At 70.2% G+C, this 26,737-nt stretch carries 25 protein-coding genes; 14 read left to right on the forward strand and 11 right to left on the reverse strand.

The features are described 5' to 3' along the window. Positions 1–86 precede the first annotated feature (86 nt). From OG219_RS26805 to OG219_RS26825, 5 genes are all read left to right on the forward strand, one after another. Positions 87–632, forward strand: coding sequence for a DinB family protein (locus OG219_RS26805; protein ID WP_266830566.1), 546 nt, complete (start codon positions 87–89; stop codon positions 630–632). A 25-nt stretch (positions 633–657) separates the two neighbouring features. Then, a complete protein-coding gene (locus tag OG219_RS26810; RefSeq protein ID WP_266830568.1) occupies positions 658–1,299 on the forward strand; it encodes a PadR family transcriptional regulator in 642 nt (213 codons plus the stop codon). A gap of 106 nt (positions 1,300–1,405) precedes the next feature. Beyond that, positions 1,406–2,389, forward strand: a complete 984-nt coding sequence (locus OG219_RS26815) for an ATP-binding cassette domain-containing protein (protein WP_266830570.1) — start codon at positions 1,406–1,408, stop codon at positions 2,387–2,389. After that, positions 2,386–3,189 carry an ABC transporter permease gene (locus OG219_RS26820; protein WP_266830572.1) on the forward strand — a complete coding sequence of 268 codons (804 nt, stop codon included), beginning with the start codon at positions 2,386–2,388 and terminating at the stop codon, positions 3,187–3,189. The genes OG219_RS26815 and OG219_RS26820 overlap by 4 nt, the downstream gene beginning before the upstream one ends. A 125-nt stretch (positions 3,190–3,314) precedes the next feature. Beyond that, complete coding sequence (locus tag OG219_RS26825) at positions 3,315–4,547, forward strand: sialidase family protein (RefSeq protein WP_266830574.1); 1,233 nt, start codon at positions 3,315–3,317, stop codon at positions 4,545–4,547. Between the two features lie 47 nt (positions 4,548–4,594). Here the strand turns inward: OG219_RS26825 and OG219_RS26830 are convergent, their stop codons facing one another. Continuing rightward, positions 4,595–6,001, reverse strand: a complete 1,407-nt coding sequence (locus tag OG219_RS26830) for a glutamate decarboxylase (protein WP_266830576.1) — start codon at positions 5,999–6,001, stop codon at positions 4,595–4,597. Between the two features lie 8 nt (positions 6,002–6,009). Further along, positions 6,010–7,284, reverse strand: a complete 1,275-nt coding sequence (locus tag OG219_RS26835; RefSeq protein ID WP_266830578.1) for an ion channel protein — start codon at positions 7,282–7,284, stop codon at positions 6,010–6,012. Positions 7,285–7,416: 132 nt separating this feature from the next. On the opposite strand from OG219_RS26835, the gene OG219_RS26840 reads away from it, so the two are divergent. Next, the gene (locus OG219_RS26840; protein ID WP_266830580.1) at positions 7,417–8,184 is read left to right on the forward strand and encodes a MerR family transcriptional regulator; all 768 of its coding nucleotides are present in this window, start codon (positions 7,417–7,419) and stop codon (positions 8,182–8,184) included. A gap of 131 nt (positions 8,185–8,315) precedes the next feature. On the opposite strand, the gene OG219_RS26845 is transcribed toward OG219_RS26840, so the two are convergent. Next, positions 8,316–8,681 carry a YbjQ family protein gene (locus OG219_RS26845; protein WP_266830582.1) on the reverse strand — a complete coding sequence of 122 codons (366 nt, stop codon included), beginning with the start codon at positions 8,679–8,681 and terminating at the stop codon, positions 8,316–8,318. Positions 8,682–8,839: 158 nt separating this feature from the next. Between OG219_RS26845 and OG219_RS26850 the strand changes: the two genes are divergently transcribed. Continuing rightward, positions 8,840–9,646, forward strand: a complete 807-nt coding sequence (locus OG219_RS26850; protein ID WP_266830584.1) for a VTT domain-containing protein — start codon at positions 8,840–8,842, stop codon at positions 9,644–9,646. A 15-nt stretch (positions 9,647–9,661) separates the two neighbouring features. On the opposite strand, the gene OG219_RS26855 is transcribed toward OG219_RS26850, so the two are convergent. After that, the gene (locus tag OG219_RS26855) at positions 9,662–11,323 is read right to left on the reverse strand and encodes a threonine/serine exporter ThrE family protein (protein WP_266830586.1); all 1,662 of its coding nucleotides are present in this window, start codon (positions 11,321–11,323) and stop codon (positions 9,662–9,664) included. Positions 11,324–11,455: 132 nt separating this feature from the next. Beyond that, positions 11,456–11,947 (reverse strand): inorganic diphosphatase, encoded by a 492-nt coding sequence (locus tag OG219_RS26860; RefSeq protein WP_266761211.1) that lies wholly within the window; start codon positions 11,945–11,947, stop codon positions 11,456–11,458. 79 nt (positions 11,948–12,026) lie between these two features. On the opposite strand from OG219_RS26860, the gene dacB reads away from it, so the two are divergent. The 6 genes from dacB (at position 12,027) to folE (ending at position 19,928) form a co-directional block, all read left to right on the forward strand. Continuing rightward, positions 12,027–13,595, forward strand: a complete 1,569-nt coding sequence (dacB, locus tag OG219_RS26865; protein ID WP_266830590.1) for a D-alanyl-D-alanine carboxypeptidase/D-alanyl-D-alanine-endopeptidase — start codon at positions 12,027–12,029, stop codon at positions 13,593–13,595. A 257-nt stretch (positions 13,596–13,852) separates the two neighbouring features. Next, the gene (locus OG219_RS26870) at positions 13,853–14,977 is read left to right on the forward strand and encodes a zinc-dependent metalloprotease (RefSeq protein ID WP_266830592.1); all 1,125 of its coding nucleotides are present in this window, start codon (positions 13,853–13,855) and stop codon (positions 14,975–14,977) included. A gap of 191 nt (positions 14,978–15,168) precedes the next feature. After that, positions 15,169–16,293: a tRNA lysidine(34) synthetase TilS gene (gene tilS / locus OG219_RS26875; protein ID WP_266830594.1), complete on the forward strand. Its 1,125-nt coding sequence runs from the start codon at positions 15,169–15,171 to the stop codon at positions 16,291–16,293. Between the two features lie 108 nt (positions 16,294–16,401). Further along, complete coding sequence (hpt, locus tag OG219_RS26880; protein ID WP_266830596.1) at positions 16,402–16,962, forward strand: hypoxanthine phosphoribosyltransferase; 561 nt, start codon at positions 16,402–16,404, stop codon at positions 16,960–16,962. 187 nt (positions 16,963–17,149) lie between these two features. After that, positions 17,150–19,177 carry an ATP-dependent zinc metalloprotease FtsH gene (gene ftsH, locus OG219_RS26885; RefSeq protein WP_266836242.1) on the forward strand — a complete coding sequence of 676 codons (2,028 nt, stop codon included), beginning with the start codon at positions 17,150–17,152 and terminating at the stop codon, positions 19,175–19,177. A 145-nt stretch (positions 19,178–19,322) separates the two neighbouring features. Continuing rightward, positions 19,323–19,928 carry a GTP cyclohydrolase I FolE gene (folE, locus tag OG219_RS26890; RefSeq protein WP_266830598.1) on the forward strand — a complete coding sequence of 202 codons (606 nt, stop codon included), beginning with the start codon at positions 19,323–19,325 and terminating at the stop codon, positions 19,926–19,928. 119 nt (positions 19,929–20,047) lie between these two features. On the opposite strand, the gene OG219_RS26895 is transcribed toward folE, so the two are convergent. From OG219_RS26895 to OG219_RS26920, 6 genes are all read right to left on the reverse strand, one after another. Then, positions 20,048–20,533 carry a DUF3180 domain-containing protein gene (locus OG219_RS26895; RefSeq protein ID WP_266830600.1) on the reverse strand — a complete coding sequence of 162 codons (486 nt, stop codon included), beginning with the start codon at positions 20,531–20,533 and terminating at the stop codon, positions 20,048–20,050. A gap of 47 nt (positions 20,534–20,580) precedes the next feature. Beyond that, complete coding sequence (gene folK, locus OG219_RS26900) at positions 20,581–21,192, reverse strand: 2-amino-4-hydroxy-6-hydroxymethyldihydropteridine diphosphokinase (RefSeq protein WP_266830602.1); 612 nt, start codon at positions 21,190–21,192, stop codon at positions 20,581–20,583. Further along, a complete protein-coding gene (folB, locus tag OG219_RS26905; RefSeq protein WP_266830604.1) occupies positions 21,189–21,548 on the reverse strand; it encodes a dihydroneopterin aldolase in 360 nt (119 codons plus the stop codon). The genes folK and folB overlap by 4 nt, the downstream gene beginning before the upstream one ends. 286 nt (positions 21,549–21,834) lie before the next feature. Further along, entirely contained in the window at positions 21,835–22,359 is a 525-nt protein-coding gene (locus OG219_RS26910; protein WP_266830606.1) for a nuclear transport factor 2 family protein, read from the reverse strand. Beyond that, complete coding sequence (gene folP / locus OG219_RS26915) at positions 22,356–23,339, reverse strand: dihydropteroate synthase (RefSeq protein WP_266830608.1); 984 nt, start codon at positions 23,337–23,339, stop codon at positions 22,356–22,358. Before folP ends, OG219_RS26910 begins: the two co-directional genes overlap by 4 nt. A 70-nt stretch (positions 23,340–23,409) precedes the next feature. Then, the gene (locus OG219_RS26920) at positions 23,410–25,341 is read right to left on the reverse strand and encodes a phosphatidylglycerol lysyltransferase domain-containing protein (protein WP_266830610.1); all 1,932 of its coding nucleotides are present in this window, start codon (positions 25,339–25,341) and stop codon (positions 23,410–23,412) included. A 225-nt stretch (positions 25,342–25,566) separates the two neighbouring features. Between OG219_RS26920 and OG219_RS26925 the strand changes: the two genes are divergently transcribed. Continuing rightward, positions 25,567–26,688 (forward strand): esterase family protein, encoded by a 1,122-nt coding sequence (locus OG219_RS26925; RefSeq protein WP_266830612.1) that lies wholly within the window; start codon positions 25,567–25,569, stop codon positions 26,686–26,688. Positions 26,689–26,737 lie beyond the last annotated feature (49 nt).

A 26,737-nucleotide genomic window follows, 5' to 3' on the forward strand; every position in this document is an offset into this window, starting at 1 on the left:
GCGGGCCCTTGCGGACAGAAGCTGACCGCAAGGGCCCGTAACTTCATCGGTGTCAGGCAAGAGGACCCGATGAAAGGCGGCCCGACATGGTCACTCACGTTCCCGCAGAGGCGCACGGCGACGAGCGCGGCGCGCTCCTGGCCTTCGTGGAGGCACAGCGCGGCGGCCTCCGGCGCGCGGTGCTCGGGCTGGACGACGAGCAGGCGGCGCTGCGGCCCAGCGCCAGCGAGCTGTCCCTGTCCGGGCTCGTCAAGCACGTCGCCGAGTGCGAGCTGAACTGGCTGCGGCTGGCCCAGCAGAAGCCCAACGAGCGGGCGCGTACCCAGGAGACCTGGGGGGACGGCTTCCGGCTCGCCGAGGGCGAGACGGTGGCCGGGACCCTCGCCTTCTGGGACGGAGTGGCGCACGAGACCGAGGAGTTCATCCGGTCCGTCGGATCCCTTGACGACACCTTCCCGCTGCCCGAGGCGCCCTGGTTCCCCAAGGGCGAGGTCTCGATGCGCTGGCTCATGCTCCACCTGGTCGAGGAGATCGCCCGGCACGCCGGCCACGCCGACATCATCCGGGAGTCCCTTGACGGCAAAACCGCCTTCGAGCTGGTGGCCCAGGAGCAGGGCACGTCCTGGGGGTGAGGCGGCGGGTCCTAATGTGGACCACATGTCAGCGATCCGTCTCCTCGTGCTCGGCGCCGTCCGCCAGCACGGGCGGGCCCACGGCTACCAGGTGCGCAACGACCTGGAGTACTGGGGCGCGCACGAGTGGTCCAACGCCAAGCCCGGCTCGATCTACCACGCGCTCAAGCAGATGGCGAAGCAAGGGCTGCTGCACGCCCACGAGATCGCGCCGTCCACGGCGGGCGGCCCGCCGCGCACCGAGTACGAGATCACGGACCAGGGCACCGAGGAGTTCCTGGCGCTCCTGCGCGAGTCCCTGACCTCGTACGACCAGAAGATGGACGTCCAGTCGGCGGGCATCGGCTTCATCGTCGAGCTGCCGAGGGACGAGGCGGTGGGCCTCCTGAAGGAGCGGATCCGGAAGATCGAGGAGTGGCGGGGGGCCGTCACCGAGCACTATGTGCCCGAGGACGGCCCCGAACAGCTAGGCCACATCGGCGAGATCATGAACCTCTGGGTGCACACCGCCGACTCCGACGCCGAGTGGACGCGCGGCCTGATCGCGCGGATCGAGCGCGGGGCGTACACCTTCGCGGGTGAGGGCGAACCGTTCGTCGGCGTCCTGGCCGAGGGCGAGGAGAACCCGTACGCGACGGGGACACCGCATCCCGGGGACCGCGGCTAATCAAGTTTGACGAATGACCTCTCCGGGGTTACTTTCTAGAAGTAGTCAAGTTTGATTACTGGGAATGGCCGGCTTGCTGGGTGACTTGCTGGGTGAAGGGAATCGGATGACCGACGCGATCGTCGCTGAGGGCGTACGGAAGAGGTACGGCGACAAGGCGGCACTGGACGGACTGGATCTGGCGGTGCGGCGCGGCACCGTCCACGGTCTGCTCGGTCCGAACGGCGCGGGCAAGACCACCATGGTGCGGGTGCTGACCACCCTGCTGCGGCCCGACGAGGGCCGGGTGGAGGTCGCCGGGTACGACGTGCTGCGCGAGGCCGGCCGGGTACGGCACCGCATCGGCCTGCTCGGCCAGCACGCCGCGCTCGACGAGAAGCTCGGCGGACACCAGAACCTGGAGATGTTCGGCCGGCTCCACCACCTGGGCGCCCGCCACGCGCGCGTGCGGGCCGACGAGCTCCTGGAGCGCTTCGGCCTCGCGGACACCGGGCGCAAGGCGGTCAAGGAGTACAGCGGCGGCATGCGGCGCCGCCTGGACCTCGCCGCGTCCCTCATCACCGAGCCGGAGGTGCTGTTCCTGGACGAACCGACGACCGGGCTCGACCCGCGCGGCCGGGCGGAGGTGTGGGCCGCCGTCCGCTCCCTGGTCGGCGGCGGCACCACGGTCCTGCTCACCACGCAGTACCTGGAGGAGGCCGACCAACTCGCCCACCGCATCTCCGTCGTCGACCACGGCCGGGTCATCGCGGACGGCACGGCCGACGAGCTGAAGGCGCGCACCGGCGGCGACCGGATCGACGTCGTGCTCCGCGACGCCGGCCAACTGGGCGCCGCCGTCGCCCTGTTGCCGTTCCCCGCCGACGGTGTCTCGGTCGACACCGACCGCCGTCTCCTCAGCGCCCCGGTCACCGACCGCATGGCGGCGCTCGCCGGGGCCGTACGCGCCCTGGAGGAGGGCGGCATCGAGGCGGAGGACATCGCGCTGCGGCGGCCGACGCTGGACGAGGTGTTCCTGGATCTGACGGGGGGCGAGCACCGAGTGGACGAGCACCGCGGCGACGAGCACCGTATGGAGGAGACCGTATGAGTACGTACGAGATGAGCCGTGCGGGCGGTCCTGCCGTTCCGGGGGCGTACCTCCTGACCGACTGCTGGACCATGACCCGCCGCGAACTCGCCCACTGGGCACGGCAACCCGTCCAGGTGCTCGTCGGCCTGGTCTTCCCCGTGATGCTGCTGCTGATGTTCGGCTATCTGATCGGCGGCGGCCGTGGCGTCCAGGGGGACTACGTCGACTTCCTGGTGCCCGGCATGCTCGCGCTGACCATGGCCTTCGGCCTGGAGGGCACGATGCTGGCCGTCACCCAGGACCTCGACAAGGGGGTGATCGACCGCTTCCGGTCGATGCCGATGGCCAACGGCGCGGTCCTGGTGGGCCGTTCGGCCGCCGACATGCTCCAGTCGGCGCTGGGCCTGGCCGTGCTGATCGGCGTCGGGTACGCCATCGGCTGGCGCGCGCACGGCACGTTCGCGGCGTTCCTGGGAGCCGTCGGACTGCTCCTGCTCTTCCGGTTCGCCATGCTGTGGATCGGCATCCACCTCGCGATGGTCGCCGGGAAGCCGGAGATGGTGCAGGCCGTGCAGATCCTGGTCTGGCCGGTCGGCTTCCTGTCCAACGCGTTCGCGACCCCGGACTCCATGCCGGGCTGGCTGGGCACGGTGGTCGAGTGGAACCCGATGTCCCAGACGGCGACGGCGGTACGGGACCTGTTCGGCGGGCCTGGCGGGGAGCCGGGGCACGTCTGGGCGGCCGTGATCTGGCCGTTGGCACTGCTGGCGGTGTTCCTGCCGCTGGCGGTGCGGAGGTTCGGGGGGCTCAGCAAGTAGCCGTACGGCGCCCTCGGGCCTGCGCCTGAAAAGTCGTCGCGAGGAAGTGGGAACCCGAGCGCGGCGAGCGGTGTACCAGAAATGACGGTGCATCGCGGAGCGGGCGGGCGGATCGGGGGATTCTCATGAGGTGGGGCAGGGGCGATGGCAAGCGCGATGGCAAGGCGGTCGTGGCCGCCGTACTGGGCGTGCTGGGTGTATTGGCGCTGTTGGCCGGATGCTCCGGCTCCGGCTCCGGCTCCGGCGCGGATACGACCACGGGTGCGGATCCGAGTGCGAGCAGAAGCGCCCCCGCCCCGACGGGGGTCTCGCCTCCCCGTATCCCCTCGTCGACGGACCTGCCCGGGGGTCCGCACGCGGTGGGCTTCGCATCGGACGCCAGCGGGTTCGCGCTGCTCGCGCGGTGCGGGAAGACGCGCTGCCGGCAGTACGTCGCCGTGCTCGACAAGGGCGCCGACTCCTGGCGCCTCGCGCGCTCCCCGCTGGCGGACGTGCGGGGCGACCTCGGCATCACGGCCGGGCTCGTGGTGCTGGGACCCGGCCGCGCGCTGATCACCGAGGGCAAGTGGCCGCCGCCGGACGGGACCTGGTTCTCCGGTGACGGCGGTCGCAGCTGGCAGCGCGGCTCCACCGCTCCTTCGGGCACGGCGGCGGCGGTGCCCGAAGGAGGCGCCCTGGTCCCGGACTGCTCGCGGCCGGACAAAGAGGGGAACGGATGCGCGCCGTCCCGCCTTCTCGTGGTCCACCCCGGCACGGGCAGGTTCCAGGTCCTGGCCCACCAGCCTCCGCTGGCGGGTGTGCTGAGCCCGGCGGGGGAGACCGCAGGCGGACGGCTCTTCGCCTCCGGCGCCGACCCGAGCACCGGCGCCGCCGCTCTCGCCGTCAGTGAGGACCGCGGGCGCACATGGCGTACGGCCCTGATCGCCCCGTTCGAGGAGTACGGCTGGGGCATGCGCGTGGTCGCGTCCGGAGATGTGCTGTACGCGGTTCATCCGGGCCAGCTGCCCGAGGAGGAGGGTGTGAAGAACGGGCTGCTCGCCCTGCACCGCAGCGCGGACGGCGGCCGCACCTGGGAGCAGGTCTGGAAGTACCACGAGGGCGTGGACCCGCTCTCCTCGCTCGGCGATCCGGTCGCCGCCGTCGACGGGAGCCTCACCATCCACGGCGAGGACGCCGTCTGGCGCAGCACCGACGGCGGCCGCTCCTTCACGGAGGCCAGCGGCTCGCAAGGCCTGGGGGGGTCGGCGACCGTGACGCCGCTCGGCTACCTGGCGGGCGACAGCTTCGGTGCCGGGAGCTATCGCATATCCGCCGACGGCGTGCACTGGCACAGCTTCGAACTGGGCGACGGCACCTGACGACGGCCCTGACGACGGCCCTGACGGCGGCGGCCCGGACAGCCGGCTCAGTGGTGGAATCCGGTGGCCGCACTCTTGTCGCGCGTCAACGGATGCGACTGCCGGCGCAGTTCAGGCACCAGCTGCCCGAGGTCCTCCACGAACAACTCGGCGAGATCCGTCGAGAAGCCGTTGCGGCACACCACCCGCAGCACGGACAGGTCCTCGCGGTTGGCGGGGAAGGTGTACGCGGGCAGCAGCCAACCCCGCTCGCGCATCCGCCGGGACACGTCGAAGACGTCGTAGGCGGTCACGTCGGGTCCCGTCGTGAAGGCGAAGACCGGCAACTCGTCACCTCGGGTGAGGAGTTGGAAGTCGTCCAGTGCCTCGACACGCTCGGAGAGCGCGAGTGCCACGTCCCGGGTCGTCTGCTGTACGGCCCGGTAGCCCTCGCGGCCCAGCCGCAGGAACGTGTAGTACTGCGCCACCACCTGGGCGCCGGGCCGGGAGAAGTTGAGCGCGAAGGTCGGCATGTCGCCGCCCAGGTAGTTGACCCGGAAGACGAGTTCCTCCGGCAGCTCGGCCGCCGACCGCCACAGAGCCCAGCCGACGCCCGGGTAGACGAGGCCGTACTTGTGACCCGAGGCGTTGATGGACGACACCCTCGGGAGCCGGAAGTCCCAGGCCAGGTCCTCGTCGAGGAAGGGGGCGACCATCGCGCCGGACGCTCCGTCGACATGCACCGGGATGTCGAGCCCGGTCCGCTCCTGAAGGGCGTCGAGGGCCGCGCACAGGTCGGCGATCGGCTCGTACGATCCGTCGAAGGTGGACCCGAGGATGCCCACGACCCCGATGGTGTTCTCGTCGCACAGCTCGGCGGCGGCCTGGGGGTCGAGGTGGAACCGGTCGCCCTCCATGGGGACTTGGCGAGCCTCGACCTCCCAGAAGTTGCAGAACTTGTCCCAGCAGACCTGGACGTTGACGCCCATGACGAGGTTCGGGCGGGCCCCGGGATAGCGGTCGGCGTTGCGCTGGGCCCAGCGCCGCTTCAGGGCCATCCCCGCGAGCATGCACGCCTCGCTGGACCCGGTCGTCGAACAGCCCACGGCGGCCGAGGGATCAGGCGCGTTCCACAGGTCGGCGAGCATGGCCACGCAGCGTCGCTCCAACTCGGCGGTGCGCGGGTACTCGTCCTTGTCGATCATGTTCTTGTCACGGCACTCGGCCATCAGGATCCCGGCCTGTGGCTCCATCCAGGTGGTGACGAAGGTGGCGAGGTTCAGCCGCGAGTTGCCGTCCAGCATCAGTTCGTCATGGACGAGTTGATATGCCGTGGTGGGCGGCAGCGGCCCGTCCGGGAGCCGGTGCTTGGGCGGGGCCTCGGTCATGCCGCCGACCGGGTTGGTCTCCCCGAAGAAGGGGTTCACGGACATCGGGCGCTCGTCGCGCTTCTCGGGGCCTCGGTGGAGCGGCATGACTTCTCCTAGCGGGTCGGGGTTCCGTCTTCGTCAAGCTTCATCTGGGGGCGTCCGGTGACCAGCAGCCAGGCCGGCACCGACGCCAGTACGAGCAGCGGCAGCACGGCGGGGTCGGACACCAGGACGGCCGCGGTGAACAGGCTGATCCAGCCCTGCCGGGTGACGGCGAGCAGTACGCCGAGGACCCCGCACACCACGCCGACCGTGGGATGCACCTGGGGCACCAGCGCGTGCGCACACAGTCCGAGGGCTACCCCCACGAAGACGGCGGGAAAGATCCGGCCGCCCCGGAAGCCGCACGCGGCGGCGACCGCGAGGGCGGCCAGCTTCACCACGGCCATCAGAGCGAACCGCCCCGCCGACCAGCCGTCCGGGTCCGCGGCCAGCACCTTCACCTCGTCCAGCCCCTTGAAGAGCGTCAGATGCCCGCCGAGGGCGCCGAGCAGCCCGAGGACGAGCCCGCCAACGGGAATCGCCAGCATGGGGTGCCCGAGCCGGGAGAAGGCGCCGTGGAGGTAAGGGAAGGCGTACACCGCGGCCATCCCGGCCACCGCCGCGACCGAGGCGACCACCAGGGCGGACAGCAGGTCGCCCCAGTGTGGCCCGGTGTAGTCGGGCAGGGACAGGTTGAAGCTGGGGTGCTCGAGCAGGTCCATGGTCAGCGCGCCGGTGCCGCCCGCAAGGAGCGGTGGCAGCAGCCGGTCCCAGAGGGCGCCGGGTCCCGGCCGCCCGGCCAGCACCTCGGAGAAGATCAGCGCCGCCGCCACCGGCGTCCCGAACAGCGCGCCGATCGTGCCGGCGGCGGCCAGCATCATCCACAGGGCGGCGGGGGAGCGGGGGGCGGCCTTCCTGCCCAGCCAGTACGCGAGGGCGATGTTGGCGGCCGTGATCGGGTTCTCGGGGCCCAGGCTCACCCCGCCCGCCAGCGCCAGGACCGTGGCGAGGAGCAGCCCGGGCAGCACGCGGGGCGGCAGCGGCGCGTCGACCAGGCCGGTGGTCGCCGGGTCCGGACCCGCGTGCCCCGGCACCTTCCACACCACCAGGCCCACCGCGATCCCGGTCGCCGTAAGCATCACGATCATCCAGAGCACGGAGTAGCGGCCCACGTCCAGCGCGTCCGGAAGGGTCTCCCACAGGACGTCCTGGAGCTGCTCGGCCAGCAGACTGACGCCCAGCAGGACGAGCGCCGCGGCCACACCGACCACGGCGGCGGGCACGATCAACGGCAGCAGACGCCGTGCGGGGCCCTGTTCCGGCTCCGCCGGGGCTTCGGTGCTCACGCGCTCACCCTAAGTGGGCGAAAGCGACATAACACCCCGAGGGATCGGTCCCCGGAATCCCCGGGATTTCGGACTTGCACCTCACGTCACGTGAGGCCTCAGCCTGAGAGGCGTACGGAGAAAGGAGCGGAAGTGGGCTATCCAGTGGGCCAGGTCGCCGGTTTCGCCGGGGTCACGGTGCGCACGCTGCACCACTACGACGAGATCGGCCTGCTCGTGCCGAGCGGGCGCAGCCACGCGGGCCACCGGCGCTACAGCGACGCCGACCTCGACCGGCTGCAGCAGATCCTGTTCTACCGGGAGCTCGGCTTCCCCCTCGACGAGGTCGCCGCCCTGCTCGACGACCCGGATACGGACCCGCGCGCGCATCTGCGCCGCCAGCACGAGCTGCTGACCGACCGGATCGAGAAGCTGCAGAAGATGGCCGCGGCCGTGGAACACGCCATGGAGGCACGCACGATGGGCATCAACCTCACGCCCGAGGAGAAGTTCGAGGTCTTCGGGGACAAGGATCCGGAAGCACACGCCGAAGAGGCCGAGCGGCGCTGGGGCGGCACGGATGCGTACGCCGAGTCGCAGCGCCGCGCCGCCCGCTACACCAAGGACGACTGGAAGCGCATGCAGGCCGAAGTGGCCTCCTGGGGCGAGCGCTACGACGCCCTGATGGAGTCCGGTGAGCCGCCGACCGGTGAGCGCGCCATGGACATGGCCGAGGAACACCGGCAGCACATCACCAAGTGGTTCTACGCGTGCTCGTACGAGACCCACCAGGGGCTCGCCGAGATGTACGTCTCCGACGAGCGCTTCAAGGAGTTCTACGACTCCATGCGACCGGGGCTCGCCGAGCATCTGAGGGACGCGATCGGGGCGAACGCGGCCAGGCACTCCCAAGGAGCGTGACGGTAAGGGGCGCCCGCAACAGCGGACGCCCCTTACCGCATGCGCTGATCCTCGGCGCAGGGGTGTTGGCGTGCGCCACCGCCTGTGCCCTGTGCACTGTGCCTTGTGCCCCGTTCTTGGTTCTCTGTTCCCTATTCTTTGACCAGGACCACCGCCGTCCCGTAGGCGCACACCTCCGTGCCCACGTCCGCCGCCTCCGTCACGTCGAAGCGGAACATCAGCACGCCATTGGCGCCACGCGCGCGTGCCTGCTCGACGAGCCGCTCCATGGCCTGGTTGCGGGTCTCCACGAGGGTCTTGGTGAGCCCCTTGAGCTCACCGCCGATCATCGACTTCAGACCCGCGCCGATCTGGCTGCCCAGATGCCGGGAGCGCACGGTGAGGCCGAAGACCTCACCGATGACCTCCTGGACGCGGTGACCGGGTGCGTCGTTCGTCGTCACGACCAGCACGTCCGACTGGGGGACCTGACCGCCGCCGTACTCTTCGATGCCCATGGCTGACAGCTTTGTACGGCTCACAGCTTTGTACCAGTTGGCACACAGTGCACCCTCTGGACACCGGTGGAACCTGGCGGAGCCCCATTGCGTTGATAGTTTTGGTCGGCCGTATGTGGACCGCCGTCCCTTCCTTCACCCCTCAGGAGCCCGGAACCGTGACGACGCTTGCCCTCGGACCAAGCTGGCTGGATCCGAACACGCTCCTGGACAACTTCGGTATCTGGGGCCTGCTCCTCATCGTCTTCGCCGAGTCCGGCCTGCTCATCGGCTTCTTCCTGCCGGGTGACTCGCTGCTGTTCACCGCCGGTCTGCTGATCACCGCGGGCACGCTGGACTTCCCGCTGTGGGCGGCGATCGCGCTGATCTGCGTCGCGGCGATCCTCGGTGACCAGGCGGGCTATCTGTTCGGCAAGAAGGTCGGGCCCTCGCTCTTCACCCGCCCGGACTCCCGCCTCTTCAAGCAGGAGAACGTGGTCAAGGCCCACGAGTTCTTCGAGAAGCACGGGCCCAAGTCCCTGGTCCTGGCCCGCTTCGTGCCCATCGTGCGCACGTTCACGCCGATCATCGCCGGCGTCAGCGGCATGCGGTACCGCTCGTTCATCACGTACAACATCATCGGTGGTGTCCTCTGGGGCGCCGGCGTCACGGCGCTCGGTGCCTGGCTCGGCAACATCGAGTTCGTGCACAAGAACATCGAGGCGATCCTGATCCTGATCGTCCTCATCTCGGTGGTCCCGATCGTCATCGAGTACCTCCGCGCGCGCGGCAAGGCCAAGAAGGAAGCCGCCCAGGCTCCCGAGGCCCCCGCTCTCGACGAGACGGCCCAGCTGCGGGTACCCCCGCTCCAGCAGCACCAGGACCCGCACCAGAACCCGAACCAGCACCAGTACCCGAACCCGAACCCGAATCAGCACCAGGACCCGCAGCAGCCGCCGCGCGGCGGCCGTCACGCCAAGCGGTAGACAGCGCCCGTACGCCTAGAAGCCGCGCGTCCGCTTGGCCGCGCGGCGGCCGCCCGCCGTACTCGCGCCCGGGATCCGCAGGAACAGCCGCGAGATCTCGGACCCCAGGTTCACGCCGATCGCGATGGCCATCGCGAGGGCGGCGGCCTTGGTGAGGGACACGAGCCCCTCGTCGACCTCGTTCTGGGCGATGGACAGCAGGCCGAAGTAGGTGGCCGAACCCGGCAGCAGCGGTCCGATCGCGGCCGTCGTGTACGGGAGGGCGGACGCGAACCGGTAGCGGGACAGCAGCTGCCCGAACAGGCCCACCAGACCCGCCGCCACGGCCGTGGAGGCGACCGGTGAGATGTCGCCCGCGTAGTGCATCGCCCCGTACACCGACCAGGCCACGCCCCCGTTGAGCGTCACCGCGAGCACGGTGGACCGCTCCTGCTGGAGCAGGACCGCGAAGGTGAGCGACAGCAGCATGGACGCGGCGATCTGCAGCAGCGGCCGCTCGGAGATGCTCAGGGCCTGGTCGGGATTGAGTTCGGCGCCGAGCTTCACACCGAAATAGAGCACCAGAAGTACGCCGACGACGATGCCGACGAAGAAGTACATGACTTCCAGCAGGCGCGCGGACGCGGTGATGTAGAAGCCGGTCAGACCGTCCTGCACGCCCGCGACGAGCGCCCGCCCGGGCAGCAGCGCGAACAGCCCACCGGTGATCACCGCGGACGCCTTCACGTCCATGTGCGCGAGCTGGATGGCGACGCCGATCGCGGCGGGGGGCGTCGCGGCCACCGTGAACTGGTAGAACTCCGGCAGCCCGCGCCCCGCGCACAGCCACGCGAGCCGGTCGCCCAGCATCGCGCCGAGCGCGGCGGCGATGAAGACGAGGGCGTCACCGCCGACGAGCACCGAGGCCGCGCCGGCCAGCAGCCCGGTCGCCGAGGTCAACACCCAGCCGGGGTACGGGTGCCGGTTGCGCCGCATCTCTGCGAGCCGCCCGTACGCCTCCTCCAGCGAGATCGCGGCCTCCGGGTCGCTCAGGTCGTCCACGAGCTGGAAAACGGCCGCAAGGCGCGTGTAGTCGGTGCCCCGGCGGCGCACGGTCCGGGACGCCGTCACCGGGTCGTCCACCAGGGACGGCTGGTGCGAGATGGACAGCAGCGTGAAGGTGACGTTCGGCTCGCAGCGGTCCAGGCCGTAGCTGCGGCACACGGCGAACATCGCCGCCTCCACGTCCTCGGCGCCCTCACCGCCGGCAAGGAGCAACTCGCCGATACGCAGGGTCAGGTCGAGCACGCGCGGGATGGCGGGCCCCGACTCGTCCTCCTTGTGGACCAGTTCGGGCGCCGGCCGCTCGGTCACCGGCATGCGCAGCATCTCGCGCATCCGGTCCTGCCACGGCACGTCCTTGGTCAGCTTGACCATGGGGATGCCGGTCGGCGGCGTGAACGCGGGATAGGCGTGATGCGCGCTGTACGAGGCCGGGGTGCTGAACGCCGAACCCTCGGAGTCGGCCGCGGACGGCTGCGGCGCGCCGAGCCCCTTGGGGAGCGCGAACTCCGACGTCGTCGACGACTCGTCATCGACCACCGGGATCTGCGGCGGCGCCACACCGGCCGGCTGAGCGAAGGCGCTCCTCGCCTCGTCCGACTGCGGCTTGCGGTCTTCCGCCTCCGGGTCCGCCACCAGCTCCTGCCTCACCTCTCGTACGCGTGCGTCTCCTGCGTAGCTGCCGTATGCCCTCAGTATGCGTACGGACACACGAACGGGCCGCGCGACCCCATCAGGATCACGCGGCCCGAACGGAAGCGCGGGTACTCAGTGGCCGCCCTGGTCCTTCAGGCGCTTGTAAGAACGCTCGATCTCGGCCTCGGCCTCCGTGCGGCCCACCCAGTTGGCGCCCTCGACGGACTTGCCGGGCTCCAGGTCCTTGTAGACCTCGAAGAAGTGCTGGATCTCCAGGCGGTCGAACTCCGACACGTGGTGGATGTCGCGCAGGTGCTCCACCCGCGGGTCGTGCGCCGGGACGCACAGCAGCTTGTCGTCGCCGCCGGCCTCGTCCGTCATACGGAACATGCCGATCGTGCGGCACTGGATGAGGCAACCGGGGAAGGTCGGCTCGTCCAGGATGACCAGCGCGTCCAGCGGGTCGCCGTCCTCGCCGAGAGTGTTCTCGACGAAGCCGTAGTCGGCCGGGTAACTGGTCGAAGTGAAGAGTCGACGGTCCAAGCGGATCCGACCGGTCTCGTGGTCCACCTCGTACTTGTTCCGCGAACCCTTCGGAATCTCGATCGTGACGTCGAACTCCACCGGTGGCTCCTCCATGATCAGCACATAGTTCTGGTGGTTAAGTGTCCCTCACGCAGGTGTGTGATCGCGAAAGGGGCTGGTGGTCGTGCCAGAGCTGAAGGCTTGGCGGGCCGCGAGACCGCATGTGGTGCGGGTCGCGGGCTCGGTGAAACCGCACGTGGCGCGGATCACCCAAGCCGTGCGGCCGCGTTCCGTCAAGTTCACGACTCCGCAGCTCACAGCGGTCGCCGCCACCGTGGGCCTGGCGCTCGCGGCCGGGCTGGTGGCCGCGGCCGGTCCCTGGGACTCCACCGGTCAGCGTACGGCCGAGCGCGACTGGGCCGCATCGCGGGAGGGCGAGGGTGGCACAGATCACGGCCTTACGTCCGGTACGTCCGTGAAGGCGCCCCGCCCCGCGCCGAGCGCCGCCACCGTACTGGCCGGACTCGGCTCCACCGACTCCACCTCAGGGGGGGCGGTGCCCGCCCCCGCCGAGAAGGCCCTCGCGGACGTCCTGGACCCGCTCCTGAACGACCCCGCCCTCGGCGCGCAGCGCACCGCCGTGGTCGTCGACGTGGCGACCGGCAAGCGGCTGTACGGCAAGGGGGCCGACCAGGCCCAGACCCCGGCTTCCACCACGAAGATCGCCACCGCCGTCGCCGTGCTCTCGGCAGCGGGCACCGACCACCGCATCACCACGCGCGCGGTCCTCGAGCCCGACACCAAGGAGGTCGTCCTCGTCGGCGCGGGCGACCCGACCCTGACCGCCCGCGAGGACGCGAAGGGCTACGCGAGCCTGCGCACCCTCGCCGACGAGACGGCGACCGCCCTGAAGGCCCGTCACCTGGACCAGGTGACGCTCTCGTACGACACCTCGCTGTACGCGGGTCCCACCGTGCACCCCATCGGCGCCAACCCCAACCTCGCCCCGGTCAGCGCCCTGATGGTCGACGAGGGCCGCATCGACGACTCGGACAGCGGCACGGCCACGCGCAGTACGGACCCGGCGGGGGACGCGGCCAGGAAGTTCGCGGAGCTGCTCCAGGCCAAGGGCATCAAGACGACGTCCCCCGGCCTCTCCAAGGCGACGAGCCGTTCGCAGGACCTCGCCTCGGTCTCCTCGCCGCCCCTGTCCGCCCTCGTCGAGCGGATGCTGACGAACAGCGACAACGACATCGCGGAGGCCCTGGCCCGTCAGGTGGCCCTCGTGACGGGCGGTCAGGCGAGTTTCAGCGGAGGCGCGACGGCGATCGGCGCGCAGCTGAAGAAGCTCGGACTTCCCCTCGCCGGCGTGCGGTTCGCCGACGGAAGCGGCCTGAACCGTGCCGACAAGCTGACCGCCGACCTGCTCACCGCCCTGCTGGCGAAGGCCGGCGACCCCGCCCACCCCGAACTCCGCCCCGCCCTGACCGGCCTCCCCATCGCCGGCTTCACCGGCACCCTCAGCGACCGCTACACCACCGACGCCTCGGCCACCGGCGTCGTACGCGCCAAAACCGGCACCCTGACAGGCGTCAACACCCTGGCAGGCACAGTCGTCGACACAGACGGCCGCCTACTGGCCTTCGCCTTCCTCACCTCCGACGAGGCCCACCCCCCGGAGCCGACAGCGGCCCAGGCGGCCCTGGACCGCACGGCGACAGCACTGGCGGCGTGCGGCTGCAGGTAGTTGGGTTCCCCGCGGGACGGCACCCGCAGGGGCAACCGCTGCCGGGCGGCGGGCCGCAGTCGCCACCTACCGCTGTGGGCAATCGTCCCGCAGGGCGGGACGGGTGGGCACAGCCGACAGCGCCGGGCGCCCGATCAAACAGGCCCCGGCCCCCGCCGACCCAGGGGGCGCCAAGTGCACCGCCCGCCCCAAGGCAGAGGGCGACCAGGACCCCGTACCTCTAACCGCAGCCGGACACGCTCACGTACGGTTGACGCATGACGAGCATCGGTGGTGCCGAGATGGTCGACTGGAATCTCGCGGTGGCAACCGCGACACGACTCGTGCGGCCGGGCCCAGAGGTCAGCCGCGACGAGGCCAGGGACGTCGTCGCGGAGCTGCGCCGGCACGCCAAGGCCTCGGAAGGACACGTCCGGGGCTTCACCCGGATGGGCACGGAGGACACCCACGACACCCCCGTACTGGTGGTGGACCGCCCCGGCTGGGTGCGGGCGAACGTCGCCGGGTTCAGGGAGATCCTCAAGCCCCTGCTGGACAAGATGCAGGAGCGCAGGGGGAGCACCCCCGGCGGAGCCGTCCTCGGCGCGGTCGGCGGCAAGGTCACCGGCGTCGAGCTGGGCATGCTGCTGTCGTTCCTGTCGTCGAGGGTCCTCGGCCAGTACGAGACCTTCGCCCCGGCGACGCGTGAGCTCCCGGCGGGGGCGAACGGCGGCGGCAGGCTCCTCCTGGTCGCGCCGAACATCGTCCACGTGGAGCGCGAACTCGACGTACAGCCCCACGACTTCCGCCTGTGGGTGTGCCTGCACGAAGAGACGCACCGCACCCAGTTCACGGCCGTGCCCTGGCTGCAGGCCCACCTCGAGGGCGAAATCCAGTCGTTCTTGGGGGAGACCGAGGTCGACCCCATGACAGTCCTCGAACGCATCCGCGAAGCCGCCCAGTCCTTGGCGGGCGGACGGCCCGAGGGCGAGGAGGACGACGGCGGCCGCTCACTCGTCGAAATCGTGCAGACGCCCGCCCAGCGGGAGATCCTCGGCCGGCTGACCGCCGTCATGTCACTCCTGGAGGGCCACGCGGACTTCGTGATGGACGGAGTGGGGCCCGACGTCGTCCCGTCCGTCGCCGAGATCCGCGAGAAGTTCCAGCAGCGTCGGGCCAAGGGGGCCTCCCGCCTGGACCTGGCCCTGCGCAAGCTGCTCGGTCTGGATGCCAAACTGAGGCAGTACAAGGACGGCGAGCGGTTCGTACGGGCGGTCGTCGGTGAGGTCGGCATGGACGGCTTCAACCGGGTGTGGACCTCCCCGAACACGCTCCCGACCAAGACGGAGATCGCCAAACCGGCGGACTGGGTCGCGCGGGTGCACCGCAAGGCAGAGTCGTGAACGCCGCGGGCGGGTCGTGAAGTGAATCCGGCCGACGGCAGGTAAACGCCCCTCCAATCACCCGTCCGAGGGACCGTGGGGCATGGGTAGGCGTGCAATGCTCGGGGAACGGCCCGGTTCTGTCACCATCTACACACTCTGAGTGACCGGAACCGGGTTCACCCCCGAAAACTTCATGAAGGGAACCGGACATGGGTCCCCATCCTGCGGTCGCGGCGATACGCCTGGCGGTTCGCCGCGTACTCCACGACATCCTCACCGAGCACACGCCCGCCCCCGACACCAGGCGCACGCCCGCGGCAGACGCCGCGCGTCCGCCCGCCTCCGAGCGCGTACCCGCGCCGGGTACCAGGCGCTCGCCCGCCCCCGACCTCCCCGCACCGACCCCGCACGAGCAGCCGTCGACGCCGCTCGTGCTCGTCGCGTGCTCCGGTGGCGCCGACTCGATGGCGCTCGCCTCCGCCCTCGCCTTCGAAGCCCCCAAACTCGGCATCCGCGCCGGCGGCATCACCGTCGACCACGGTCTGCAGCCCGGGTCCGACCTGCGCGCCGACGAGGTCGTGTTGCGCCTCACCGAGCTGGGGCTGTCCCCGGTCGAGTCCATCGCCGTCACCGTGGGCCGCGACGGCGGGCCCGAGGCCGCCGCCCGTGACGCCCGGTACTCCGCCCTGGACTCCGCCGTCGAACGCCACGGCGCCACCGCGATCCTGCTCGGCCACACCCGCGACGACCAAGCCGAAACCGTTTTGCTCGGCCTCGCCCGCGGCTCCGGCATCCGCTCCCTGTCCGGAATGGCCGCGGTCTCGGGGGCCGACGGCCGTTACCGCCGCCCGTTCCTGTACCTGGACCGGCAGACCGCCCGCAAGGCCTGCATGGTCCAGTCGCTGCCCGTCTGGGACGACCCGCACAACGCCGACCCGGCCTACACCCGCTCCCGGCTCCGCCACGAGGGCCTGCCCGCCCTGGAGAAGGCGCTCGGCAAGGGAGTCGTCGAGGCGCTCGCCCGTACGGCCCAGCTCTCCCGCGACGACGCCGACGCCCTCGACGCCTGGGCCAGCCAGGCCGAAGCCTCCGTACGGGACGCGGCGGGCCTCCTGGAATGCGCCAAGCTCTACGCCCTGCCGCCCGCCGTACGCCGCCGCATCCTGCGCCGCGCCGCCATCGAGGCGGGCGCCCCGGCCGGTTCGCTGTTCGCCCGTCACATCGAGGAAGTCGACCGGCTGATCACCGGCTGGCGCGGCCAGGGGGCCATCAATCTCCCGGGCAAAGTCGTCGCCCAGCGGCAGGGTGGCAGACTGGTGATTCGGCAAGGCTGAAACCGGACCCTCCACCGAGACCGCTCACGCGGTTCTCCGGGCCCTCTCACGCGGGTCGCGGGCGGTTCGAGCGGCTGCCGAAAAGGTTCGGACGGACGACCGAAAGTGATGCGGGTGGACGCGAAAGACATGGGCACCGACCTCAAGTCGGTGCTCATCACCAAGGAAGAGATCGACGCCAAGCTGGCTGAGCTGGCCGCGAAGATCGACGCGGAGTACGCGGGCAAGGACCTGCTGATCGTCGGTGTCCTCAAGGGCGCCGTGATGGTCATGGCGGACCTCGCGCGTGCGCTGTCCACCCCCGTCACCATGGACTGGATGGCGGTGTCCTCGTACGGCGCGGGCACCCAGTCCTCCGGTGTGGTGCGGATCCTCAAGGACCTCGACACCGACATCAAGGGCAAGCACGTCCTGATCGTCGAGGACATCATCGACTCCGGGCTGACCCTGTCCTGGCTGCTGTCCAACCTCGGCTCGCGTGAGCCGGAGTCGCTGAAGGTGTGCACGCTGCTGCGCAAGCCGGACGCTGCCAAGGTCGCGATCGACGTGGAGTGGGTCGGCTTCGACATCCCGAACGAGTTCGTCATCGGGTACGGCCTCGACTACGCGGAGAAGTACCGCAACCTCCCGTTCGTCGGTACGCTCGCGCCTCATGTCTACGGCGGCTAGCACAGCCGTGTAGGACGATCGGGAACCTCAGCGGGTTTCGCGCCGTTGGAGCATGCGTGGGCGGGATTGGCAGTCGTCCCCTGCGTCTTCGGGTGACAATGCTGGGGTACCGTCCGAAGAACAGTCTTTATAAGTCTTTATCAAACTCACTATGGCAGGAGGGACGGGGCGTCACCGCTCCGTATGGATGGACGTGAAGCGATACTTCCGTGGGCCGGTCATGTGGATCGTGCTGGCCGTCCTTGCCGTGGTCGTGTTGATGCAGGTCGTCGGCTCGTCCGGCGGCTACAAGACAGTGGACACCGGTCAGGTCGTCCAGGCGATCAATGACAACAAGGTCGAGTCGGCCAAGATCACCACCGGCGACGAGCAGATCATCAAGGTCTCTCTCAAGGATGGCGAGAAGGTCGACGGCAGCTCCAAGATCCAGGCGAGCTACATCGGCGACCAGGGCGTGGACCTGGCCAACTCATTGCAGGACAAGTACCAGAACAAGCAGATTCCGGACGGCTACACCGTCTCGCCGTCCAAGCAGAACCCGTTCCTGGGCATCCTGCTGTCTCTGCTCCCCTTCGTCCTCATCGTCGTCGTCTTCTTGTTCCTGATGAACCAGATGCAGGGCGGCGGCTCCCGGGTCATGAACTTCGGGAAGTCCAAGGCGAAGCTCATCACCAAGGACACCCCGAAGACGACGTTCGCCGATGTGGCGGGCTCGGACGAGGCGGTCGAGGAGCTCCACGAGATCAAGGAGTTCCTCCAGGAGCCGGCGAAGTTCCAGGCCGTCGGGGCGAAGATCCCCAAGGGCGTGCTCCTCTACGGGCCTCCTGGAACCGGTAAGACGCTGCTCGCGCGTGCTGTCGCGGGTGAGGCCGGCGTCCCCTTCTACTCGATCTCGGGTTCCGACTTCGTCGAGATGTTCGTCGGTGTCGGTGCCTCCCGAGTCCGTGACCTGTTCGAGCAGGCCAAGGCGAACGCTCCGGCGATCGTCTTCGTCGACGAGATCGACGCGGTCGGCCGTCATCGCGGCGCCGGCCTCGGCGGCGGTCACGACGAGCGCGAGCAGACGCTCAACCAGCTGCTCGTCGAGATGGACGGCTTCGACGTGAAGGGCGGCGTCATCCTGATCGCCGCCACGAACCGGCCCGACATTCTCGACCCGGCCCTCCTGCGCCCCGGCCGCTTCGACCGCCAGATCGCGGTCGACCGCCCGGACATGCAGGGCCGTCTGGAGATCCTCAAGGTTCACCAGAAGGGCAAGCCGGTCGCCCCGGGCGTCGACCTGGGCGCGGTCGCACGGCGTACGCCGGGCTTCACGGGTGCGGACCTGTCGAACGTGCTGAACGAAGCTGCGCTGCTCACCGCGCGCAACAACGGGAAGCTGATCGACAACGACATGCTCGACGAGGCGATCGACCGCGTGGTTGCGGGCCCGCAGAAGCGGACCCGGATCATGTCGGACAAGGAGAAGAAGATCACCGCGTACCACGAGGGCGGCCACGCCCTGGTCGCGGCGGCGTCTCCGAACTCCGACCCGGTCCACAAGATCACGATCCTGTCGCGTGGCCGTGCCCTCGGCTACACGATGGTCCTGCCGGACGAGGACAGGTACTCCACGACCCGCAACGAAATGCTCGACCAGCTGGCGTACATGCTGGGCGGGCGCGCGGCCGAGGAGCTTGTCTTCCACGACCCGACCACGGGCGCTGCGAACGACATCGAGAAGGCCACCACGACGGCCCGCGCGATGGTCACGCAGTACGGCATGACCGAGCGTCTCGGCGCGATCAAGTTCGGCGGCGACAACACCGAGCCCTTCCTGGGCCGGGAGATGTCGCACCCGCGCGACTACTCGGAAGAGGTCGCCGCGCTCGTCGACGAAGAGGTCAAGAAGCTCATCGAGAACGCGCACAACGAGGCCTGGGAAATCCTGGTCGAGAACCGTGACGTCCTCGACGCGCTGGTGCTCCAGCTGCTGGAGAAGGAGACGCTGAGCAAGGAGCAGATCGCCGAGGTCTTCGCTCCCATCATCAAGCGCCCGGCCCGCCCCGCGTGGACCGGCTCCTCCAGGCGTACCCCGTCCACCCGCCCGCCGGTGCTCTCCCCCAAGGAGCTGTCACTGACGAACGGGGCGAACGGCTCGACGCCGGCCATCGCCGGTGCGACGGAGTCCGTCCCCGCGACGGAAGCCGTCACCGAGGACCGCACCGAGAGCTGACCCATCCCGGCTCCCGGTGGCCTCACCAGGCCCGGAATGGATGCCGCGCCCCCCAGGTTCTAGCCTGGGGGGCGCGGCATTTTCGTATGCTCGTACGTTTGACGCGTCGACCCGCACGCGTGAGAGGCACAGGAACGAGGACCACATGACCGACCCCGTGACGCTGGACGGCGACGGAGTAATCGGCGAGTTCGACGAGAAGCGCGCCGAGAACGCCGTACGAGAGCTCCTCATCGCCGTCGGCGAGGACCCGGACCGTGAGGGTCTGCGGGAGACGCCGGGGCGGGTCGCCAGGGCGTACCGGGAGATATTCGCGGGTCTGTGGCAGCAGCCGGAGGACGTCCTGACGACGACGTTCGACCTGGGGCACGACGAGATGGTCCTGGTGAAGGACATCGAGGTCTTCAGCACCTGCGAACATCACCTGGTGCCGTTCCGGGGTGTCGCCCACGTCGGTTACATTCCGGCCACAAGCGGCAAGATCACGGGCCTGTCCAAGCTGGCGCGGCTGGTCGACGTCTACGCGCGACGTCCTCAGGTGCAGGAGCGGCTGACGACCCAGATCGCCGACTCCCTGATGGAGATCCTGGAGCCGCGCGGTGTGATCGTGGTCGTCGAGTGCGAGCACATGTGCATGTCGATGCGCGGCATACGCAAGCCGGGCGCGAAGACGATCACGTCAGCGGTGCGGGGGCAGCTGCGGGATGCAGCTACTCGCAACGAGGCGATGAGTCTCATCATGGCGCGGTAGCGCTCCGCTGGAATCCGGGTGCGTTACCTGCGGGTGCGTTGCCTGCCGGTGCTTCGTCTGCGGGTGCGCTGTGGCTGGTCGCGCAGTTCCCCGCGCCCCTGCGGGGCGCCTCCTCGCGGTCACAGCGCCGGGGCCGTGCCGCCGTTCTCGTCGTCGTCCTCCGGGAGTTTGCAGACGCGCTCGAGGAAGAAGGCGGCCGCTATGACGCCGAGGCCGGCGAGGACCGAGAAGCCGGCGTAGATGGCCTGGTCGCGGCGGGCGGGGATGTCCAGGGATTCGAGCAGGAACACACCCGTGCCGCCGTACATACCGGCCACCAGGGCGGCGACCAGGGCGCTGGCCTGGCCGAAGACGACGGCGCGGGCCGCCATCAGGGGATCGACTCCCTTGGCGCCGGGGCGGCGCTCGCGCTGGGCCTTGAGGCGGGCGCGCAGCGAGAGCGCCGTGGCCAGCAGGACGACCGCGATCAGGGCGAGGACGATGGGGGCGGCCAGCGGGACCGAGGGGAGCGTGCCCACGGAGCTCCACAGGCGGGCACCTGCCCAGGACAGCACTCCGGCGATGAGGAACACCGCGGCCAGCGTCCTGATGCGCAGCTCTTTCACAATGCCCCTTCGGTCAAACCGCCTGGTGGTCGTCCTGACCTTAACGACTACTCGGGCAGCCTGAGTTCCAGGTCGGCGCGGGGCGCGACTCCGTCTCGCGTGACCGTCGCGAGGAGCTGGGCCACGGGGCCGCGGCCGGGGAGCTGCGCCTCGGGTTCCACGTCGTGCCAGGGGGCGAGGACGAAGGCCCGCTCGTGGGCGCGCGGGTGAGGGAGGGTCAGGACCGGGTCGTCGGAGACCACATCGGCGTACGCCACGATGTCCACGTCGATCGTGCGGGGGCCCCAGCGGTCGTCGCGTACCCGGTGGAAGGCCTCCTCGACCGCGTGTGCCCGCTCCAGGAGGGAGGAGGGGGGCAGGGTCGTCCTGAGGACCACCACCGCGTTGAAGTACGAGGGCTGGCTGTCCGGGGCGACGCCCCAGGGCTCCGTCTCGTAGACGGGGGAGACCGCTTTGATCCGGACGCCGGGGGTGTCCTCCAGGGCGTCGATGGCGCCCTGGAGGGTCTCCAGGCGGTTGCCCAGGTTCGAACCGAGGGAGATCACCGCTCGCTTCGGGTTCTGCAGGGTCGTGTCGGCGGCGTCCACCTGTTCCACCACGGAGGCAGGCACCGGCTGTACGGTCGGGTCGCTCTGACCCTCGGTGAAGAAGGCGGTCATACTCGGCTCCGGGTGATGGTGACGGTCACGTCGTCGAAGGGCACCGTGATCGGCGCGTCCGGTTTGTGGACGCAGACCTCGACCTCCTTGACCCCGTCGTGCTTCAGGCACGTCTGGGCGATGCGCTCGGCGAGCGTCTCGATGAGATCGACGGGCTCGCCCTCGACGACGGCCACGACCTCCTCGGCCACGACTCCGTAGTGCACGGTCTTCGTCAGGTCGTCGTCGGCCGCGGCCGCTCGGGTGTCCAGGCCCAGCGTCAGGTCCACGATGAAGGTCTGGCCCTCTTCGCGTTCCCTGGCAAAGACGCCATGGTGCCCGCGAGCCTTGAGGCCGCGCAGCGCGACACGATCCACGCGAATCACTCCTGCAATCGTCGTTGGTGGCAGGCACGTACCGAGTGCGGTCGGTGAACCGGCCTCAAACGAATCTACCTGCGGGCACTGACAGTCCCTGCCCGCAGGAGCGCGCGCCCTGGCGATCGGCACGAGGCTTCATCGGGCGTTTCCCTTGGGGAACACGGCGGCTCACGGGTTGGTAGCCGCCCCTACCCAGGGGTACGTGATTCCAACCACGCCTTGGTGCTCACGGACCGCTTACCCACTCGATCCGGGTGGACTCGTCTCTAACCGGGACTCGCCTCTAACCGGGAGTGTCCTCGTCCTCCTCCTCGCCCGATTCGGCGAGGACGGGGGAGGCGTGGTGCGTCCAGAGCTTCCAGCCGTAGGCCGTGCGGCGGAACACGTTCGTGGCGACGACCAGCTGGCCGACGAGCGGGCCGAGCTCGTCGCTGTCGTCCGGGGCGGGGCCGCCGCTGAGGATGTTCTCGGTGCAGGTGACCAGCGCGGTGTCGCCGACGACGGAGACGTGTACGTCGGTGAGGAAGAACTGGATGTACTCGGTGTTCGCCATGATCAGCGCGTACGAGCGGAGCACCTCGCCGCGGCCGTTGAGGACGGGCCAGCCGGGGTGGACGCAGGAGATCACCGGGCCTTCGTCCTCGCCCTCGCCCTCGCCACCGCCCACGCTCGCGACGGCATCGTCTGCCGTGTCCAGCGGGGCCAGCCAGAGCGACGACAGCTCTTCGAAGTCGCCCCGCTCCAAGGCCTCGTAGAAGGCGGTGTTGGCGAGTTCGACCTGCTCGACGTCGGTGCGGGGGGCGCTCACCGGGCTCCCTCTGCGGTCGGGGCTCCGGCGGCTCCGTCTGCGGTCGGGGCTCCGGCGGTCCCGGATTCCTCCGAGGCACGGGCTCCTGTCGTACGTGCTCCGGCCGTACGCGTTCCCGCCGTACGCGCTCCTTCCACGGCCCTGGCTACGCGTACGGCGTCGGCCGTGGCCCGCACCTCGTGGACGCGGACCGCCCACGCGCCCTGCTGTGCGGCCAGGGCGGAGACGGCGGCGGTGGCGGCGTCGCGCTCGCGCGCGGGCGGCGGGGCGCCTTCCGCGCCGGCCAGTACGCGGCCCAGGAAGCGCTTGCGGGACGCGGCGACCAGCAGGGGGTGGCCGAGTTCGCGCAGGCGGTCGAGGTGCGCCAGGAGCATCAGGTCGTGCTCGGGGTCCTTGGAGAAGCCGAGGCCCGGGTCGACGACGATCCGGTCCGGGGCGATGCCGCCCGCCAGAACGGCCTCCACGCGTGCGTGCAGCTCGTCGACGACTTCGGAGACGACGTTCTCGTACGTCCCCTTCACGTTGCCGCCCTCCAGGAAGCCGCGCCAGTGCATGACCACGAAGGGGGCGCCCGTCGCCGCGACGGCCGGGATCATCGCGGGGTCGGCGAGGCCGCCGCTGACGTCGTTGACCAGGACGGCACCCGCGGCGAGCGACTGCTCGGCGACGCTGGCACGCATGGTGTCCACGGAGACGGTGACGCCCTCGGAGGCGAGGCCGCGGACGACGGGGATGACGCGCTTGAGCTCCTCCGCCTCGTCGACGCGGGTGGCGCCCGGGCGGGTGGACTCGCCGCCGACGTCCACGAGGTCGGCGCCCTCGGTGACCAGGCCGAGGCCGTGTTTGACGGCGGCCGTCGTGTCGAACCAGCGGCCCCCGTCGGAGAAGGAATCGGGGGTTACGTTGACGACTCCCATGACCGCGCAGCGGTCCCACGTCGGCAGTCCCGCGACTCGGCCGCGCCCGCGCTCAATGCTCATACGTCCAGCCTAGGCCTCTGGCGGGGAGCCGATCCGCCCCCGCCCACCCGTCCCGGTCGGTTCACGGGCCCTACGCCGCCCGCACCCCCCGCTCCGCCACCGCGTGTGCGCAAGGCCGTGCAGCAGTCCTCCGGCGGCGCAGCAGGCGTGGCAGGGCGAGGCTCACGAAGCCCTCCGCCTGCATGGCGGCGAGGCCGATGCGGGGGAGATCGCGGGAGGAGCCGTAGACGACGAAACGGGGCTCCCAGCGAGGGCGGAACTTGGCGTTGAACTTGTACAGGGACTCGATCTGGAACCAGCGGGAGAGGAAGACCAGCAGGCTCCGCCAGGCGCGCAGCACGGGGCCCGCGCCGATCTTCTCGCCGCGCGCGAGCGCCGCGCGGAACATCGCGAAGTTCAGGGAGACCCGCTCGATCCCGAGGCGGGGGGCGGCCTGGAGGGCGGCCACGATGAGAAGTTCGTTCATGCCGGGGTCCGCGGAGCGATCGCGGCGCATGAGGTCCAGAGACACGCCGTCGGTGCCCCACGGGACGAAGTGGAGTACGGCCTTCAGGTCGCCGTAGGGGCCGTAGGGGCTGTGCGGGCCGGGCTCGGCGGACGGGCCGGATTCGCCGTGGCGGCCGGGCTCGGCGTGCGGGCCGGGATCGTCGTCGGCCTTGTGGGCGGTCGCGATCAGGCAGTCGCCGTCTGCCGGGTCGCCGATGCGGCCGAGCGCCATGGAGAAGCCGCGCTCGGTGTCCGTGCCGCGCCAGTCCTCCGTGGCGCGCCGGATCCGGTCCAGCTCACCCTCGCTCAGATCGCGGACGCGCCGGACGCGGGTCTCGTAACCGGCCCGCTCGATGCGCTTCACCATCTGGCGCACGTTCCGCATCGCGCGCCCGGCCAGGGAGAAATCCGCGACGTCCACCACCGCCTCGTCCCCCAGTTCGAGGGCGTCGAGACCGGTCTCGCGGGTCCACACCTCGCCGCCCGTCTCGGAGCAGCCCATGACGGCGGGTGTCCAGGAGTGTGCCTTCGCCTCGTCCATGAAGCGCTCGATGGCGCCGGGCCAGGCCTCCACGTCGCCGACGGGGTCGCCGCTCGCCAGCATCACTCCCGACACGACGCGGTACGTCACCGCCGCCTTGCCGCTGGGCGAGAAGACGACCCCCTTGTCGCGGCGGAGCGCGAAGTGGCCGAGCGAGTCGCGGCCGCCGTGCTTGTCCAGGAGGGCGCGCAGGCGGGCTTCGTCGTCCTCGGTGAGGCGTGCGGCCGGGTGTTCGGGGCGGAAGGCGAGGTAGATCGTGGTGATCGCGGTCAGCAGGCCGAGCGCGCCGAGCGAGACGGCGACCGTCCAAGAGGTGGGGCCCGTGTAGTCGAGGGGCCCTTCGAAGCCGAACAGGCCGTACAGGACGTGGGTGATGCGGTCGGCCAGGCTCGGGCTGCCGATCATCCGGTTCGCGTGGACGCTGACGATGACCAGTCCGAGGACGAGCGAACCGGCGCCCATGAGCACGAAGTTGGCGAGCGCGCGCCAGCGGCTGCGCGGATCGGGCAGGGCCTCGAATTCGCTGCGGTGGCGCAGTAGCGGCGCGAGCAGGGCCAGCGAGATGGCGACCCCGATGAGCGAGTGACGGTACGCGAACTGCGCGACGGCGCCCGCCGGGAGCAGGATGACGGCGGCCCGCCACGCCCGGCGCTTGCGGCGGCGCAGCCCGTGCGCGAGCAGCAGCAGGAGCACGCCGGTGCTCAGCGAGAGCGCGGCGGCGAACGGGCCGAGCGCACCCGGGAGTACCTCGGCGACGGTGTGCATACGGCTGTGCCGGAAGCGCGGGAAGACACCTGCGGCGATGTCCAGGAGCCCTACGAGCGTGCAGGCACTGGCGATCAGGGCGGGGACGGCGTCGGGGCGAGGACCACGGACTGCGTGCGGACCGCGGGCCATGCGCGGCGCGCGGACGGTGCGCGCACCACGGACTGTGCGCCGCGCGCGCCCTGTTCGGCCCGGAACCCCGGCCGACATTTCACCATCTACCCTGACAGACATCGCATCCCGCAGTTCGGTGAGAGACCTTGAATTCCGGCGCCATTCCGGCATCCGGCGACATTGCGCCCTCTAGGACGGTGTCTTCGGGAGACAGGTTCACTCCCCGCGGGAAAGGCGGTTCAAAAGACAAGGAAAGTGCCGGGCAAGCACTCGCGAAGGAGCGGGGCGGCCCTGGGACGGAAAGCGCGGGCAGAACAGCACATGGGTCTCACGAGTAACGAGTTACTGGTGTCGGCGGTCCTGCTCGCCGTGCTGTTGTTCGTCGGCACGGTGTGGCTGTGGCCGAGGCTGGCGCGGCGCGGCTGGCGGGCCGTCAGCGGACGGGTCGGCCTGCTGCTGGCCACCCAGGTGGCGGTCTTCGTCTCGGTCGGGCTCTGCGCCAACCAGTCGTTCGGCTTCTACGCCAGTTGGGCCGACCTCTTCGGAAAGGAGAGCGGCGAGGGCGTGGTCGTCGACCACGACTTCGCCGGCGGCGGGCCCCTCCAGGTGGTCGACACCCAGCAGGTGAAGGTGGCGGGCGGTTCGCGGCCGCGGGTCGGCGGCCAGATCCAGAAGATCGACATCGTGGGCCGTACGACGCACATCGCCACTCCGGCGTACGTCTATCTGCCCCCGGAGTACTTCCAGTCGCGGTATCGCACCCGCACCTTCCCGGCCGCCGTCGTCCTCACCGGATATCCGGGCACCGCCGAAGCGCTCATCAAGAGCCTGCATTACCCGCAGACGGCCCATGAGTTGGCCAGGGACGGCACGATGCAGCCGATGATCCTGGTCATGCTGCGGCCGACCGTCGCGCCCCCGCGGGACACCGAATGCGTTGACATCCCGGGCGGCCCGCAGACCGAGTCGTTCTTCGCCAAGGACCTCCCCGACGCCGTATCGGCCCACTACAGGGTGGGCGAAAAACCCGGCAGCTGGGGAATCATCGGCGACTCCACAGGCGGTTACTGCGCCCTGAAAATCGCAGTCCACCACCCCGAGGTGTACGCCGCGGGAGCGGGCCTGTCCGCGTACTACAAGGCGCCGATCGACCCCACGACGGGCGATCTCTTCCAAGGGAACGAGGAGCTGCGCAACAGCGCCGACCTGAGGTGGTACCTGAAACACAGGCCCGCCCCCGACACCTCACTGCTCGTCAGCAGCAGCAAGGTGGGCGAGGCCAACTACCAGGACACCTTGGAGTTCATAGACCTGGTGAAGTCGAATCGGCACACCCGGATCTCGTCGATCATCCTCGACAGCGGCGGCCACAACTTCAACACCTGGCGGCGCGAGATCCCGGGGACGCTGGAATGGATGAGCGGGCGGCTGAGCGACCGCTGATCCATTTGCTTTCGGATAAGCGAGTGTGGGTCCGCAGAGGGCGCCGAGG

This window comes from Streptomyces sp. NBC_00038 (assembly GCF_026343635.1).
Classification (GTDB): domain Bacteria; phylum Actinomycetota; class Actinomycetes; order Streptomycetales; family Streptomycetaceae; genus Streptomyces.

Bases quoted from the DNA above. Each gene is read 5' to 3' on its own strand.
- OG219_RS26825 (WP_266830574.1), top strand. From the start codon at position 3,315: ATGAGGTGGGGCAGGGGCGATGGCAAGCGCGATGGCAAGGCGGTCGTG.
- OG219_RS26820 (WP_266830572.1), top strand. From the start codon at position 2,386: ATGAGTACGTACGAGATGAGCCGTGCGGGCGGTCCTGCCGTTCCGGGG.
- OG219_RS26810 (WP_266830568.1), top strand. From the start codon at position 658: ATGTCAGCGATCCGTCTCCTCGTGCTCGGCGCCGTCCGCCAGCACGGG.
- ftsH (WP_266836242.1), top strand. From the start codon at position 17,150: ATGGACGTGAAGCGATACTTCCGTGGGCCGGTCATGTGGATCGTGCTG.
- folK (WP_266830602.1), bottom strand. From the start codon at position 21,192: ATGACCGCCTTCTTCACCGAGGGTCAGAGCGACCCGACCGTACAGCCG.
- OG219_RS26845 (WP_266830582.1), bottom strand. From the start codon at position 8,681: ATGGGCATCGAAGAGTACGGCGGCGGTCAGGTCCCCCAGTCGGACGTG.
- OG219_RS26925 (WP_266830612.1), top strand. From the start codon at position 25,567: ATGGGTCTCACGAGTAACGAGTTACTGGTGTCGGCGGTCCTGCTCGCC.
- OG219_RS26920 (WP_266830610.1), bottom strand. From the start codon at position 25,341: ATGTCGGCCGGGGTTCCGGGCCGAACAGGGCGCGCGCGGCGCACAGTC.
- OG219_RS26870 (WP_266830592.1), top strand. From the start codon at position 13,853: ATGACGAGCATCGGTGGTGCCGAGATGGTCGACTGGAATCTCGCGGTG.
- OG219_RS26830 (WP_266830576.1), bottom strand. From the start codon at position 6,001: ATGCCGCTCCACCGAGGCCCCGAGAAGCGCGACGAGCGCCCGATGTCC.
- hpt (WP_266830596.1), top strand. From the start codon at position 16,402: ATGCGGGTGGACGCGAAAGACATGGGCACCGACCTCAAGTCGGTGCTC.
- folP (WP_266830608.1), bottom strand. From the start codon at position 23,339: ATGAGCATTGAGCGCGGGCGCGGCCGAGTCGCGGGACTGCCGACGTGG.
- OG219_RS26805 (WP_266830566.1), top strand. From the start codon at position 87: ATGGTCACTCACGTTCCCGCAGAGGCGCACGGCGACGAGCGCGGCGCG.
- tilS (WP_266830594.1), top strand. From the start codon at position 15,169: ATGGGTCCCCATCCTGCGGTCGCGGCGATACGCCTGGCGGTTCGCCGC.
- folE (WP_266830598.1), top strand. From the start codon at position 19,323: ATGACCGACCCCGTGACGCTGGACGGCGACGGAGTAATCGGCGAGTTC.
- OG219_RS26815 (WP_266830570.1), top strand. From the start codon at position 1,406: ATGACCGACGCGATCGTCGCTGAGGGCGTACGGAAGAGGTACGGCGAC.